This is a genomic window from Leifsonia sp. GW821-FHT13C09 (genome assembly GCF_058806435.1).
The window spans coordinates 97,023-111,820 of record NZ_JBXAPS010000005.1 but is presented as its reverse complement, the minus strand read 5'-3'; the positions used below and the strand labels follow the sequence as shown (position 1 = coordinate 111,820).

Sequence of the window (14,798 nt, the reverse complement as noted above, 5' to 3'; positions counted from 1 at the left end):
CTATGACAAACCCGATCACCACGACCACCGAAGCGCCGACCACCGTCGCGCGCACCTGGACCTGTGTCCTCTTCGACCTCGACGGCACGCTCACCGATTCCGCGCCCGGCATCACGTCATCGCTGGTGCGCATGTTCGAGACGCTCGGCCTGCCCGTCCCCACCCCCGCCGAACTCGTCGAGTACGTCGGGCCGCCGCTCCTCGACTCGCTGCAGTCGATGGCCGGCTTCGACGAGGCCGGCGCCCGCGCCGCCCTCACCGTGTACCGCGCGGACTACGCTGCCAACGGCGCGTTCGACAGCGCCGTCTTCCCCGGCATCCGCGGCCTCCTGCAGCGGCTGCGCGACGCCGGCATCCCGCTCGCGGTCGCGACCAGCAAGCCCGAGACGCAGGCCACCCGCATCCTGGAGCACTTCGACCTGGCCCAGTACTTCGACGTGATCGCCGGCGCGACCGACGACGAGAGCCGCAGCGCCAAGGCCGACGTCGTGGCGGACGCGCTGCGCCGCCTCGGCGAGCTGGGCGTCGCGCTCGACCACACCGTGATGGTGGGCGACCGCCAGTTCGACGTGGAGGGCGCGGGCGAGCACGGCATCCCGACGATCCTCGTCGAGTGGGGTTACGGCTCCCCCGCCGAGGCGGCGGGCGCGATCGCGGTCGTGCACTCGGCCGACCAGCTCAGCACGCTGCTGCTGGGCTGAGCGCGTCGGAGGCTGCGCAGTACGCTGGAGTGTTGCACTACCGCACTCCATACAGCACTAGGAAGAATCATGCGCACCAACAGCACAATGCTCGTTCCCGCCGCCCTCGTCGCGGCTCTGTCCATCGCCGCACTCACCGGCTGCTCTGCCAGCGGTAACGGCTCCAGCTCGACGCCGTCGGCGTCGGCGTCGGCCACCCAGGAGGCGACCTCCCAGTCGCTGCCCTCCGACTTCCCGAAGTCGGACGTCCCGGTCATCGACGGCGCTGTGCTCGTCGCGAAGGGGAACCACAACGACGGCTGGTCGATCACCGTCCAGCCGAAGGACAAGACCGGCTTCGCCGACGCGAAGGCCGCCCTCGAGAAGGCCGGCTACACGGCGCAGCCCGGCGCGACCGACAGCAGGGCCGTCTACAAGAACGCCACGTACACCGTCGCCATCGGCACCCCCGGCGTCGCCGTGACGTACCTCGTCACCGCCAACTGACCGGCGGCCCGCCCCCGAGGCCGGGCACGAAGCCGTCGGGCGCGCACGTTCCGCTGCGCGCCCGGCGGCTTCCGCCGTCTTCGCGCGCGCGATTCGTGCCGAATGTCGCGAATCGCGGCGGCATACGCGACATTCGTGCGGAATATGCGCCTCGCGATTCGTGCGGAATGTGGGGAATGGCGACGGCAAACGCGACATTCGTCACGAATGTCGGCTCCGCTACGCGTCGATGATGCGGACGAGCTCGTCGATGAAGGCGGTGAAGGTGTCGGCACGGCGGATCAGGCCGAGCACGGCCTCCCGGTCGGAGAACACCTCCACGAACTGGTCGAACACCGTCTGGAACGCCGCGCGGCCGCCCTCCGAGAAGGCGATGAAGGCGATCACGTTCACCCGCGCATCACCCCAGTCCATTGCGGTGTCGTTGACGACGATCGCGATCGCCGTCCGCTTCGCGTTCATCGTCATCGCGTGCGGCACCGCGAGGGTGTCGGTGAACGCCGTGGACGACATCTGCTCCCGCTCGACCGCCTGCTCCACGTAGTCCGGTTCGATCGCGCCCGCCGCGATCATCCGGTCGCCCAGCGCGCGGATCATCGTGATCGCGTCCCGCGCATAGAAGTTGCGGAGGAACAGGCTCTCGTCGAAGTACTCGAGCAGCTCGTTCTTGATGCCGGCCCTGCGGCGCTGCCGACGGATGCGCGCGACCGACTGGCGGATGTGCTCCACGTCGGTCGCGGTGAGGAACGGCTGCACGATGACCGTGTTCTCCCGACGCCCGCGCGGGTCGATCGTGGTCAGCACCAGGTCGGCGTCGATCGCCGACCAGTCGGCGTCAGTGGACGTGATGACACTCACGATGTCCAGTTCGTCGCCGAGCGCGCTCTCCAACTTTTCGCGCAACAGGATGTGCATGTCGTAGTAGTTGGGGCAGACCACCGCGGTGCGCACCGCGTCCCGGCGGCGTGACTGCTGCTCCAGGTAGGCGCCGACGTGCATCGCGATGTAGGCGATCTCGTCGTCGTTGACCGCGATCCCCTCCGCCGCCTGCAGCCGGCTCGCGATGTAGACGGCGAGCTCGTAGGTCATCGGGTAGGAGCTCTTGATCGAGCGGGTGAGCGGATTGCGGGAGTAGGTGTTCTCGTGCGCCCGCGCCACCAGGTTCTGCACATGGAGCGTGAGCCGCACGATGAAGTCCTCGTCACGGAGGTCGACCAGATACTCGGTCGAGGCCCGCGCGACGATCCCGCGCACGGTGGCGAGGTCGTCGTCGCTGACGAACTCGGCGACGCTGTCCGCGCGCGCTCCCGGCGCGATGACCCGGGTCCGCAGCAGGATCGCGAGGTAACGCAGCTCGGTCGGGTCGAGCTCCACGTCGAAGTGCGTGCGCACCAGGCCGCCGAGGTCGTCCGCCAGCCCGCGCAGCGCCTCCCCCGCCTCCGCCGCGCCCGCCGACGGGAGCACCCTGTTCTTGGCGACGCGGTCGAGCGCGACGGCCATGTGCAGCAGGACGTCGTTGATCCCGTACTCGTTGACGAAGAACCCGCGCGCGTCCAGCATCTCGACCAGGTCGGGCTTGAACGCGGCCAGTCCCTCCGACCCGAACGCCTCCTGGATGCGCGACACGTCCACGACGCCCTGCCGCATCTCATCCCGGAACAGCCGGCTGATCAGCTTGCGCCGCGCGATCTCCGGCCCGTTCAGGCGCGCTACGGGCCCGTGCCGGTCGAGCTCGAGCTCGGTGCCGGCCAGAAGGCTGCGCACCCGGGTGAGATCGGACTCGATGGTCGAGTCGGACACGAACAGGCTCTCCGCGGTCTCGTAGACGTCGATCCCCTCCGGCTCGTCCAGCAGACGCCGGGCGAGGAACGCCAGCCGCTCCTGCGGCGACCCCGCCGACGGGGAGGAGCCGGGAGCGTCGGCCAGGTAGGCGGCGTAGGCGTCGCCTTTCACCCGGTAGCCGTGCGGCCCCGACTCGACCAGCTCGCCGAGCGCGGCGGCGTAACTGCGGATGCTGCGGGAGGTCACCCCGAGGTCCTGCGCGAGCTCGGCGGCCGTCACCCAGGCAGCACGACGCGACAGGATGTCGAGCATCCTCGTCTGCTTCGCGGAGAGCGCCATGGACCGCGACCACCTTTCGCATCCGAGTCAATCACTCGGTAACGGTACCTGCAGGTCGCCCGCGGCATTTTTCCGCCCCTCAGGAAATTCGCTTGGACCGCGCCTCCAGGCGGGCAACAGGTGAGAACACGAAGCGGAACAGCGCCCGCCAGAGCGACGCGCCGCCCCGCTCCACGATGAAGTGCACGACGGCGGCGACGGCCAGGACGACGACGAGGGCCGCCGCGATCCCCGGCCAGATCGCGGCCGGGTTCACCCATTGGTTGAGCAGCGCGTAGCCGAAGACGGCGTGGCTGAGGTAGAGCGGGTACGTCAGCGCCCCCAGGATCCGGCTCCCAGGGACCGGGAGCGCGGCGACCGCAGGCCGCGTGAGGACGAACACGAGTGCGAAGAGAAGGACCACGACGACCCCGAGCGCGATAGGGCTCGTAGCAGCGCCGTCGCCCGACTCCTCCGCGCGCCGGACGGTGCCGACGACACCCCCCACCACGCTCGCGAGCAGGCCGGCCGCGCGGAGCGGGGTCCACCCGGTTCGCGAGATCATGGCGATGATCGCCCCGCCCGCGAACAGCGTGAACAGGTCGCCGCAGAGCGGAAGTGCCGCGACCCGCGGGACGAACAGGGTCGTCCCGAGCATCCCGATCGCCCACAGCGGGAAGAATCCGTCGAGCCAGCGTCGCCGCCGGAACAGCAGGAAGAGGAAGACGAGCGCATAGAACTGCAGCTCGAGCGTGAGCGTCCAGTACACGCCGTCGAGCTGCGGCTGCCGGAAGACGGCGGGCGCCATCGTCAGGTTGGCGAGGAGCTTCGGCAGCAGCTCGAGCGGAGGAGTCTGCGCGGTGACGAGGAGCGTTGCCGAGGTGAGCGCGACCCCGGCCCAGTACGCCGGATACAACCGCGTCGCCCGCCCCACCGCGAACGCCGACGCCTCCCGGCCCGACGCGGACAGGAAGATGACGAACCCGCTGATCAGGAAGAACAGCTGGACGCCGAGGAACCCGTAGGCGGCCAGCCACGAGACGGGCGTGAACCCGAACGAGTGGATGGCACCGTGCTCGATCCCCCAGAACAGCCAGTGGTAGGCCACCACGGACAGGGCGGCGGCGAGGCGGAGCAGGTCGAGGAGGGCGAGGCGGGGGCGTGCGCCGTCACGGCGAGCACCGCGGCGCCGCAACTCGCGGCGCGGGATCAGCGACTCGATGTGGTCCGTAGGTGACGGCACGGGATGCTCCTCTACTGCGCGACCTGGATCGCGTCGATGTCCGGAGCCCAGCTGGACGACTCGGCTGCGAGAGTGATCGAGTTGGCGCCTTCGGCCAGGTCGAGCGTCATGGTCCGGAGGCTCCAGTCGTCCCATGTCGCGGTACGCGGAAAGGTGATGACCCGCCCTGGTCCGTCATTGACCCGCACGATGATGGACCTCGCCGCTGCGGAGGCGTAACGGATGCCGACGGATGTGGACCCCGCCTTCACCGCCGTCACGCCGGTGAACGTCACCGAGGCCCCCAACCCGAGCTGCCCCACCATCTCGCCGTTGCAGCCGGTAGCTGTGCACGGCGTCCTGGTGGCCTTCCCGGTGAGGACGTTGGCGCCGTCCTCCGCCTCGTAGGTTCGGATGAGCTCCACGCGGTCGATGTCGGGGGCGCTGCCGTCCGTCCCCGACAGCGCGATCGTGTGCGTGCCGGGTTCGAAGTGGAGAGGCACGTCGATCGTGCGCGGAACATTCCAGCCGTTGGGGTCACCGCTGCCGCGTCCTGACTCCGCCGGAGTCACCGGCGGAGACGCGACCCCGTCGACGGTGACCGTCAAGCGTCGCCTCTCGGCGGAGAGATAGGTGATGCGGGCGGTGTACGCCCCCTCGGCCGTAACGTCCGAGAACGCGATTCCGGCGTGGCCGATGTAGCCGGCCTTCGCCCCGCCGGAGCAGGACGCGCAGGGCGAGACACGCGCTGTGCCCCCCATAACCGCTGATTCGGCTTCGAGGATCCGGTCTGCCTTCGCGGTCCGTGTCGCGTGTCCGGGCGTCAGGACGACCGTCGCCCCGCCGTGCTCGGCGAGCGGAAGAGCGAGAGTATCGGCCGCGGTGACCGCGGAGTGCGCCACCAGGGGCTGCCCGTTCGCGCCGCCATCGCGGTAGACGGTCGCCGTGTAGGTTCCAGACCCGAGGAAGTCGAGCTGTACCGGGAGGTTCCGCGCACCGTCCGTGATCGCGGCCACGTACCAGTCCTGGCCGGACCGGCGTGCGAACGCGGCGTGGCTGTCCGGCGCCGCGTCGATCAGCCGGGACTGGTCCCACGCGGTCGGAAGCGTCCGAAGCACATCCACACCCGACCACGTCTCATATGCGGCCGGGGTTTCGGCCAGCGTGGTGAGCGCCGACGTGAAGGCGATCGACAGAGCGAGCTGGTGCGCCTGCGTCGTCAGCGGATTCACGAGCGAGAGCGCGACCGGCGTCGCGTCGGCGCTGCCGAGCAGCCCTCGGCCGAGCGTGAGGTTGACGTTGTCGCGCGCCGACGCGGGGTTGCCGTTCTTGTACCCCTCTGCGCCTGCCACGCCTTCGCTCGTGAGCACGTGCGGGTACGTGCGCTGCTCGCCACCCGGTTTGGTGGATCCGTGGAAGTTGAGCATGAGTTTCGCGCGGCCCGCGCCGATGCTGAGCCGATCGTAGAACTGCATGATGTCCGCGCGATCGGAGTCGAAGAAGTCGATCTTCAGCCCGACGATGCCGCGCTCCGCGAGCTTCTTCATGGCACTGTCGATCTCGCTCTGATCGAAGAGCGTCTTGTCCGCCCTCCGGAATTCGTTACGGTGCATCCATGTGAAGATCCCGACGCCGCGTGCCTTCGCGTAATCCGCCAACTCCTCGATCTGATCCCATGAGGAGTAACCCGCGTCCGCGGTCACGTACGGGAGGCCGAGACGTTCGGCGGCGTCGACGTACTCGCGGTGCAGTGTGAGGTAGTCGTCGCCGCTCGCCATCGAGTTCGACCACCACGGCCAGAGCGAGACACCCGGCCGGATCCAGCTCGCCGCCGCCCCCGTCAGTTCAGCGGTCGGAGGAGCGTTGAGGTCGGTGAGGAGATGGGATTGGACGAGATCGGCGAGTCCGTTCCCCGTTCCGATCACACGCCACGGCGTCGTCATCGAGCCGTCGAAGGGCACCCGGACACTTGCGGGAGACCCGTCGAAGACCGCACTGTCCGGACCCGGAAGCGCCACCCGTAACGCGCGCGTGTTCCCGCCGGGAACGTCGAGGCGCACCGCCGGGTAGGCGCCGCCAGCGCGTACGGCGGCCTCCGTGATCTGCAACCAGCGGCCATCCGGTGTGGAGACGAGCGCCGGCATCGACAGGCGGTTGCCGCCGAGTTCGGTCGAGGCGAACCGCTGCGGCTTGCCTTCGTAGTTGCGCTCGTACCTGCTCGCCCAGACCGTGGAACCGGCCTGGAGATCGAATGCGGTCGCCTCGGAGACGACCGCCGATGCCCCGGGCTGATCGACCGTGTAGCGGAAGGCTACGCCGGAGGGGGTCGCGCGGACCGCGACGGTCAGTGCGGCCGTACCCTTCCGGTAGTGGGCCACGACTTCATCCACGACGGAGGGGACGGTTCCTTTGACGGTACCGGCGGGAGCATACGTCGAGGTCATCCGCTTGCGCTCGGCACGCTCGAAGGTCAGACCTGTCGTGAGGTCGGCCGCTTCGGTCACGACACCCAGCCGTACGTTCTGCAGCACGGGACGGCCGTCCGTCGACACTGCGAGGTCGAGCGTCCCGCCGGAAGCCGAGGTCAGTGTCGCGGAAACTCGGCCCTCGATGGACTCGACGGTCAGGCCCTGCTCGCCAGCCCGGTTCTCGGCCGCCGCCGTCGTCGTGGCGACGAGGGCGCCGACGACAAGAGCGGTGGCTGCCACGCGGAAGGGCCTGGGGAGGGTGAGCAGGTGCATGGTGCTCGATCTTAGAGCATCAATTTCAATTCAACATGTTTAGGGTCGCCGCCGGCTTCCCCCCCCCAGGAAGAAATCTTCCTGGCCCTCACGCGCCACCCGGACGGAGCATGGTCACGATCCACCGAACCATCCGATCCACCCTGTTCCACCCGTTCCACCCGAAAGGCATGAGGTCGATGAAGATCGTCGTTGTCTGCGGCGCGGGCGCCTCCAGCACCTTCGTCGCCGTGAAGCTCCGCACCGCCGCGGCCGCTCGCGGCCTCGCCGTGCAGGTCGCCGCGGGCAGCGCGAGCCAGCTCGACTCGCTCGCCGCGGTAGATGTCGTCCTGGTCGGTGCGCACCTTGAGGCCGCGGTTCCCGGGCTGCGCGCCCGCGCCGCCGCCACCGGGACCGCCGTCGCCGTCCTCCCGCCCGTGTCCCCCGCCGCGCTCGACGGAGCACGCGCGCTGGATCTGGCCCTCGACGCGAAGGCAGCGGCACGATGAGAGGCACCTGCACCGCGGCACTTCCGCGTACTGTGCGACCCGAGAACGAAGGAGACCGGAACAATGGCTGAGCGGATCATCACCGTCGGATCGACCCACGGGCTGCACGCCCGTCCCGCCAAGCTCTTCGTGGAGGCCGTCGGCGCCTCTGGCGCGAAGGTGTCGCTGTCGAAGGAGGGCGGCCGGACCGTCGACGCCGGCAGCATCCTCGGCGTCATCTCGCTGGGCATCGACCACGGGGACAAGATCGTCCTGGCGACCGACGCCCCGAACGCCGAGGCGGTCCTCGACGACCTGGCCGAGATCCTCACCATGGACCACGACGCCTGATCATGTCCGAGACACCAGAGACCACGACGACGACCCCGGGGGCGACCACGCTCACCGGCGCCGGCATCGGCCAGGGCATCGCCCTCGGCCCCGTGCTCCGCATGTCCGACCCGCTCCCCGAGCCGGACACCGCTCCCAGCACCCGCACCCCGGACGAGGAGAAGGCCCGCGTCGCGCAGGCCGTCGCGACCGTGGCCGCCGACCTGCGCGAGCGCGCCGGCCGGGTCTCCGGCACCGCCGCGGACGTGCTGGAGGCGCAGTCGATGATGGCGGAGGACTCCTCCCTCGCCGACGACGTCGCCTCCCGGATCGACGGCGGCACGACCGCCGAGCGCGCCGTGTTCGAGGGCTTCGGCGTGTTCCGCGACATGCTCATCGGCCTCGGCGGGTACATGGGCGAGCGCGCCACCGACCTGGACGATGTCGCCCAGCGGGTGATCGCGGCGCTGGAGGGCCGGCCCGCTCCGGGCGTGCCGGAGTCGGATGTGCCGTACATCCTGGTCGCCCGCGACCTGGCCCCCGCCGACACCGCGCTGCTGGACCTGACGAAGGTGCTCGGCCTGGTCACCCGCGAGGGCGGCCCGACCTCGCACACGGCGATCCTGGCCCGCGAGAAGGCGATCGTCGCGATCGTCGGCGTCGCGGGAGCGGACGACCTGGCCGCGGGATCCGAGGTGATCCTCGACGCCGGCGCCGGCACGGTCACCGTCGCGCCCACCGCGGCACAGTCGGAGGACGCCCGCCGCCGCATCGCCGAACGGGAGGCCGCGCTCTCCGGCGGCCTGGAACCCGGCGCGCTGGCAGACGGCACCCCGATCCCGCTCCTGGCCAACCTCGGCTCGGCCGAGGGCGCGCAGAAGGCGCTCGACGCGGGCGCGGAGGGCGTTGGCCTGTTCCGCACCGAGTTCCTCTTCCTCGACGCCCGGATGGCGCCGACCGTGGAGCAGCAGCGCGAGCAGTACGTGAAGCTGCTGCAGGCCTTCCCGGGCAAGAAGGTCGTCGTGCGCGTGCTCGACGCGGGCGCGGACAAGCCGCTGGAGTTCCTCAACGACGCGCACGAGGACAACCCGGCCCTGGGCCTGCGCGGCCTTCGCGCGCTGCGTGCCAACGAGGACATCCTCCGCGAGCAGCTCACCGCCCTGGCCGAGGCCGACGCGCAGACGAACGCCGACCTCTGGGTCATGGCCCCGATGGTGGCCACGGTCGAGGAGACGCGCTACTTCATGCAGTTGGGCGCCGAGTTCGGGCTGAAGACCGTCGGCGTCATGGTAGAGGTCCCGTCCGCCGCGCTGCTGGCCGACCGGGTGCTGCGGGAGGCCTCCTTCGCCTCCATCGGGACCAACGACCTCACCCAGTACACGATGGCCGCCGACCGCCTCCTCGGCTCGGTCGCCGGCTTCCAGGACCCGTGGCACCCGGCCGTCCTCCGCCTCGTCGGCGAGGTCGGCGCAGCGGGCGCCGCGCACGGCAAGCCCGTGGGCATCTGCGGCGAGGCCGCGGCCGACCCGCTGCTCGCCGTCGTGCTCGTCGGCCTCGGCGCGACGACGCTCTCGATGTCGCCCGCGGCCCTCGCCGACGTGCGGCTGTCCCTCACCCGTTACACCCTCGACCAGGCGAAAGCCCTGGCCGAGGCAGCATTGGCCGCCGATGGCGCGGCCGAAGCCCGGGAGGCCGTCCGAACCACGGCCGCCGGGTTCGCCCACCCGCCTGCCTAGGCAGGAACCCCCCCCTGCCTCGGCAGGACCGACACAGAAACGAGGCACCATCATGACATCGGCGACAGCGACGACGCCGAAGCAGCCCAGCAGCGCTCGCGTCCACGTGCAGCGCTTCGGGACCTTCCTCTCGAACATGGTCATGCCGAACATCCCGGCGTTCATCGCCTGGGGGTTCATCACGGCCCTGTTCATCGCCACCGGCTGGCTTCAGAACACCGGCTGGGCGATCAGCGGGATCCTGGGCGGCTTCGGCGATCAGGCCAAGATCGGCTGGACCGGCGCGGCCACCGTGCTCGCGCAGGACCCCAGCGGCCACACCTTCCAGCAGTACGTGGGCCTCGTCGGCCCGATGATCACGTACCTGCTGCCCCTGCTGATCGCGAACACCGGAGGCCGCATGGTCTACGGCGTCCGCGGCGGCGTGGTCGGCAGCATCGCGACGATGGGTGTCATCGTCGGCTCCAACATCCCGATGTTCATCGGCGCGATGATCATGGGCCCGCTCGGCGCCTGGGTGATGAAGCACGTCGACCGCCTCTGGGAGGGGAAGATCAAGGCCGGCTTCGAGATGCTGGTCAACAACTTCTCCGCCGGCATCGTCGGCATGCTGTTGTCGATCGGCGCGTTCTTCGGGATCGCCCCGCTCGTCGAATGGCTGAGCTCCGTCCTGAGCAACGCCGTCAACTGGCTGGTCGCGGCGCACCTGCTGCCGTTCGCGAGCATCCTGATCGAGCCGGGCAAGGTGCTGTTCCTCAACAACGCCATCAACCACGGCGTGCTGACCCCGCTCGGCATCGAGCAGGCGCAGCAGCAGGGCAAGTCCATCCTGTTCCTGCTGGAGGCCAACCCCGGCCCCGGATTCGGCATCCTGATCGCTTACTCGATCTTCGGCCTCGGCATCGCCAAGGCGAGCGCACCGGGCGCCGCGCTGATCCAGTTCGTCGGCGGCATCCACGAGATCTACTTCCCGTACGTGCTGATGAAGCCGATGATCGTCATCGCGGCGATCCTGGGCGGCATGACCGGCATCGCGATCAACGTGACCTTCAACTCGGGTCTGCGCGCCCCGGCCTCCCCCGGATCGATCATCGCCGTGCTGATCCAGTCGCCGGCCAACAGCATCGTCGGCGTCACGCTGTCGGTGATCGGCGCCGCGACGGTATCCTTCGTGGTCGCCTCGATCATCCTGCGGGCCAGCCGCAAGCGCGACCTGGCCGCGGGCAACGCCGGCGACCTCAGTGCCGCCGTGGCGCAGACCGAGGCCAACAAGGGCAAGGAGTCCTCCATCCTCGAGGGTCTGGTCCAGGAGGGCGAGCACGACGCCGGCGACGCGCAGGGCGATGCCACCGATCGACTGGTGCGCAACATCGTCTTCGCGTGCGACGCTGGGATGGGTTCGTCCGCGATGGGCGCGTCCGTGCTGCGGAACAAGATCAAGAAGGCCGGCGTGGAGGGGGTCACGGTGACGAACCAGGCCATCAGCAACCTCGACGGCTCGGCCGACCTGGTCATCACGCAGCGGGAGCTCACCGACCGGGCCAAGGGCCAGTCGCCTGCCTCGCTCCACGTGTCCGTCGACAACTTCATGAACAGCCCCAAGTACGACGAGGTCGTCGACCTCGTCGCCAAGCAGCAGACCGTTACGGAGGACGCCACCAAATGACCGACACGATTCTCGACCGGGCGAACGTCGTGGCCGCGGGCACCGCGACCACGCGGGAGGACGCGATCCGGGAGGCGGGTGAGCTGCTCGTGAGGGCGGGCGCCGTGCAGCCGGGTTACGTCGACTCGATGGCGCAGCGCGAGGCCACCGTCTCCACCTTCATGGGGAACGGCCTGGCCATCCCGCACGGCACCAACGAGTCCAAGGACGAGATCGTGCGTTCGGCGCTCTCCTTCATCCGCTACTCCTCGCCGCTCGACTGGGGCGGCGAGGAGGTGCGGTTCGTCGTGGGCATCGCCGGCCGGAACAACGAGCACCTCGACATCCTGAGCAAGATCGCCATCCTCTTCTCGGAGGAGGACGATGTGCAGCAGCTCATCGACGCGCCGGACGCGGACGCCCTGTTCGCGCTGCTCGGCGACGTCAACGACTGAGGGGGAGCTCGCATGAAAGCCGTCCACTTCGGCGCGGGCAACATCGGGCGCGGTTTCGTGGGGCTCCTGCTCCACGAAGCCGGCTACGAGGTGGTGTTCGCGGACGTCAACGCCGAACTGATCGACGCCCTCGACGCGGCGGACTCGTACGAGGTCCACCTCGTCGGGGACGCCGCCGAGACCAAGACGGTCACTGGCTTCCGCGCGATCAACAGCGCCACCGCGGAGGACGCGCTGGTCGCCGAGATCGCGTCCGCGGACGTGGTCACGACCGCCGTCGGCCCGCGCATCCTGCGCTTCGTCGCGCCGGTGATCGCGCGCGGACTCGCCGCCCGGGCGTCGGACGCCCCGCGTCTCGCCGTCATGGCGTGCGAGAACGCGATCGGCGCGACCGACCTGCTCGCGGCCGAGCTGATGGACGGCCTCCCCGACGATGGCACCCGCGAGGAGCTGGCCGCCCGCGCGGTCTTCGCGAACACCGCCGTTGACCGGATCGTCCCCGCGCAGGCCCCGGACGCGGGCATCGACGTGACGGTGGAGACCTTCTACGAGTGGGTGGTCGACCGCAGCCCGTTCAACGGGAACGTGCCGCCGATCCCCGGCGCGCACTTCGTGGACTCGCTCGCGCCGTACATCGAGCGCAAGCTCTTCACGGTCAACACCGGGCACGCGACCGTCGCGTACACGGGCTTCCTGGCGGGCGCGACGATCATCAGCGAGGCGATCGGCATCCCGTCCGTGCTGGAGGCGACGGAGGCGGCGCTGGCGGAGACGTCGGCCGCGCTCACCGCCAAGCACGGTCTCGACCCCTCCGAGCTGGCCGCGTATCGCGCCAAGATCCTGAACCGTTTCCGCAACCCGTACCTGGTGGACGAGGTGACCCGCGTCGGCCGCGAGCCGCTGCGCAAGCTCGGCCGCAACGACCGGTTCGTCGGGCCGGCGTCCGACTACGTCCAGTACGTGGGCGGCATGCCGTCGGCACTTCTCGCAGCGATCGGCGCCGCACTGCGCTTCGACGTGCCCGAGGACACCCAGAGCCTGGAGCTCCAGCAGCTGCTGCAGCGCGCGAACCCCGAGGAGATCGTGGACGAGGTGATGGGCGTGCAGCGCGGGGAGGCGCTCTTCGAGCCGCTGGTGGAGGTCGTGCGCGGCGCGCAGCGCTGAGGATTCCCCGGGCTAGTTCGGGACGATCGTGGCCGTGGGTTCGAGACACCAGTCGAGAACCGACGGCCACGACCCGTATCCGGACGCGGGCGTGAGGTGGCCGCCGCCCGGGAGGGTCGTGAGCGGGATGCCGAGCGGCTCTGCGAAGACCGCGTGCGCGCCCTCCGGATTGCACGGGTCGGCGTCGGAGGCGACGATGCGCGTCTCGGCCGCGGGACGGGTGGGCTCGAGGGTGGCGAAGGCGGCGACCTCGGGGTTGGCGCGCAGGTAGCTCGGCGACGGCGGCGCGACGAGGAGGACGCGGTCGACGAGCCGGCCGGGGCCGAGGTCGGCCGGTCGTGCGCCGAGCCAGAGCATGGCGCTGAGGCTGTGGGCGATCACGGTCACGCGGGCGTCATCCGTGCGTGCTTCCTCCAGGGCGTCCGCTGCGGCGGTGCGCCATGCCGCCAGGTCGGGCTCCTGGGCATCCGGGAGCTGCGGATAGACGACGCGCTCGCCCCGCTCGCGCAGGGCAGCGGCGAGCTCGTACTGCCAATGCCCGGGAGGACGGAAGTTGTCCCAGCCGTGCAGGATCAGGAAGGCGCGCATGAGGCCGAGCGTAGCGGGCGGCGGCGCGAGCCGGTTCTGACAGTTCACCGCGACCTCGCTCCCGGCAACCACCCCGGTGGTACGTTTCGCTTGTGAGCCGTATTGTCGCCGTGGCGCCCGTGCTGCCCGCCCGCAGCTACAGCCAGGGCGAGATCACGGCCGCGCTGCTCGCGATGATCACCAGCGACCCGCAGCGGCAGGCCGTGATGCGGCGTATCCACGCCGCCAGCGGGGTCGAGACCCGCAGCCTGGTGATGCCTCTGGAGCGGTACAGCTCGCTGGCGTCGTTCCGGGAGTCCAACGACTACTTCATCACTGAGGGGACCACGCTCGCCGAGCGCGCCGTGACCCAGGCACTCGCGACGGCGGGGCTGCGCGCCACCGACGTCGACTATCTGCTCTTCACCTCCGTCACCGGCATCGCAGCCCCGTCCATCGACGCCCAGCTCGTGCAGCGGCTGGGGATGCGGCCCGACGTCAAGCGGCTGCCGAGCTTCGGGCTTGGCTGCGTCGCCGGCGCCGCCGGGATCGCCCGCGTGCACGACTACCTGGCCGGGCATCCCGGCGAGATCGCGGTGCTGCTGTCGGTGGAGCTGTGCTCGCTGACCGTGCAAGCCCGCGACGACTCGATGGCGAACATCGTCGCGAGCGGGCTCTTCGGCGACGGCGCCGCCGCGGTCGTGATGGCGGGCGACGACCGCGCGCGCGAGCTCGGCCTCCCCGGCCCGGAGATCGTGGACACGCGCAGCCACATCTACCCGGACACGGAGGGCGTGATCGGCTGGGACATCGGCGGCACCGGCTTCCGCATCGTCCTGAGCGCCGGCGTGCCGGACGTGATCGACCGCAACTTCGCCGACGACGCCCGCGGTCTCCTCGCAGAGCACGAGCTGGCGGTGGCCGACGTCGGCGCGTGGGCGGCGCACCCCGGCGGCCCGAAAGTTCTGGAGGCCTTCGCCCGCGCGCTCGACCTCGGGCCGGGCGCCCTGGAGGCGAGCTGGCGGTCGCTCGCGCGCGTCGGCAACCTGTCCTCCGCGGCCGTGCTGCACGTGTTGGCCGAGCAGCTGGACGCGCACCCGGCCGGGACGGTCGGGCTGCTGTTCGCACTCGGGCCCGGGGTGACCAGCGAGCTGGTGCTGCTGCGCTGGGCGGCGGGGTAGGAG

General features: G+C 70.4%; 13 protein-coding genes. 9 read left to right on the top strand and 4 right to left on the bottom strand.

What is annotated here, in order from left to right:
- The first annotated feature begins 2 nt into the window (after positions 1-2).
- Together AC1ROW_RS16340 and AC1ROW_RS16335 are read left to right on the top strand one after the other, a co-directional pair.
- Positions 3-701, top strand: a complete 699-nt coding sequence (locus AC1ROW_RS16340) for an HAD hydrolase-like protein (RefSeq protein WP_493019949.1) — start codon at positions 3-5, stop codon at positions 699-701.
- Between the two features lie 69 nt (positions 702-770).
- A complete protein-coding gene (locus AC1ROW_RS16335; protein WP_493019948.1) occupies positions 771-1,187 on the top strand; it encodes a hypothetical protein in 417 nt (138 codons plus the stop codon).
- A 219-nt stretch (positions 1,188-1,406) separates the two neighbouring features.
- On the opposite strand, the gene AC1ROW_RS16330 is transcribed toward AC1ROW_RS16335, so the two are convergent.
- The 3 genes from AC1ROW_RS16330 to AC1ROW_RS16320 all read right to left on the bottom strand — a co-directional run bounded on the left by AC1ROW_RS16330 (position 1,407) and on the right by AC1ROW_RS16320 (position 7,250).
- Positions 1,407-3,308, bottom strand: a complete 1,902-nt coding sequence (locus tag AC1ROW_RS16330; protein ID WP_493019947.1) for a BglG family transcription antiterminator — start codon at positions 3,306-3,308, stop codon at positions 1,407-1,409.
- 79 nt (positions 3,309-3,387) lie between these two features.
- Positions 3,388-4,530 carry an acyltransferase family protein gene (locus tag AC1ROW_RS16325; protein ID WP_493019946.1) on the bottom strand — a complete coding sequence of 381 codons (1,143 nt, stop codon included), beginning with the start codon at positions 4,528-4,530 and terminating at the stop codon, positions 3,388-3,390.
- A gap of 11 nt (positions 4,531-4,541) precedes the next feature.
- Positions 4,542-7,250: a glycoside hydrolase family 97 N-terminal domain-containing protein gene (locus AC1ROW_RS16320; RefSeq protein WP_493019945.1), complete on the bottom strand. Its 2,709-nt coding sequence runs from the start codon at positions 7,248-7,250 to the stop codon at positions 4,542-4,544.
- A 179-nt stretch (positions 7,251-7,429) separates the two neighbouring features.
- Here AC1ROW_RS16320 and AC1ROW_RS16315 point away from each other — a divergent pair, with 179 nt between their 5' ends.
- The 6 genes from AC1ROW_RS16315 (at position 7,430) to AC1ROW_RS16290 (ending at position 13,047) form a co-directional block, all read left to right on the top strand.
- Positions 7,430-7,738, top strand: coding sequence for a PTS sugar transporter subunit IIB (locus AC1ROW_RS16315; RefSeq protein ID WP_493019944.1), 309 nt, complete (start codon positions 7,430-7,432; stop codon positions 7,736-7,738).
- 63 nt (positions 7,739-7,801) lie between these two features.
- Positions 7,802-8,068: an HPr family phosphocarrier protein gene (locus AC1ROW_RS16310; RefSeq protein WP_493019943.1), complete on the top strand. Its 267-nt coding sequence runs from the start codon at positions 7,802-7,804 to the stop codon at positions 8,066-8,068.
- 2 nt (positions 8,069-8,070) lie between these two features.
- Positions 8,071-9,783: a phosphoenolpyruvate--protein phosphotransferase gene (gene ptsP, locus AC1ROW_RS16305; protein ID WP_493019942.1), complete on the top strand. Its 1,713-nt coding sequence runs from the start codon at positions 8,071-8,073 to the stop codon at positions 9,781-9,783.
- Positions 9,784-9,835: 52 nt separating this feature from the next.
- Positions 9,836-11,449: a PTS mannitol transporter subunit IIBC gene (locus AC1ROW_RS16300; RefSeq protein ID WP_493019941.1), complete on the top strand. Its 1,614-nt coding sequence runs from the start codon at positions 9,836-9,838 to the stop codon at positions 11,447-11,449.
- Positions 11,446-11,883, top strand: a complete 438-nt coding sequence (locus tag AC1ROW_RS16295) for a PTS mannitol transporter subunit IIA (RefSeq protein WP_369961651.1) — start codon at positions 11,446-11,448, stop codon at positions 11,881-11,883. The genes AC1ROW_RS16300 and AC1ROW_RS16295 overlap by 4 nt, the downstream gene beginning before the upstream one ends.
- 12 nt (positions 11,884-11,895) lie before the next feature.
- Positions 11,896-13,047: a mannitol-1-phosphate 5-dehydrogenase gene (locus AC1ROW_RS16290; protein WP_493019940.1), complete on the top strand. Its 1,152-nt coding sequence runs from the start codon at positions 11,896-11,898 to the stop codon at positions 13,045-13,047.
- Positions 13,048-13,059: 12 nt separating this feature from the next.
- On the opposite strand, the gene AC1ROW_RS16285 is transcribed toward AC1ROW_RS16290, so the two are convergent.
- The gene (locus tag AC1ROW_RS16285) at positions 13,060-13,635 is read right to left on the bottom strand and encodes an RBBP9/YdeN family alpha/beta hydrolase (RefSeq protein ID WP_493019939.1); all 576 of its coding nucleotides are present in this window, start codon (positions 13,633-13,635) and stop codon (positions 13,060-13,062) included.
- Positions 13,636-13,727: 92 nt separating this feature from the next.
- On the opposite strand from AC1ROW_RS16285, the gene AC1ROW_RS16280 reads away from it, so the two are divergent.
- A complete protein-coding gene (locus AC1ROW_RS16280) occupies positions 13,728-14,795 on the top strand; it encodes a type III polyketide synthase (RefSeq protein WP_493019938.1) in 1,068 nt (355 codons plus the stop codon).
- Positions 14,796-14,798 lie beyond the last annotated feature (3 nt).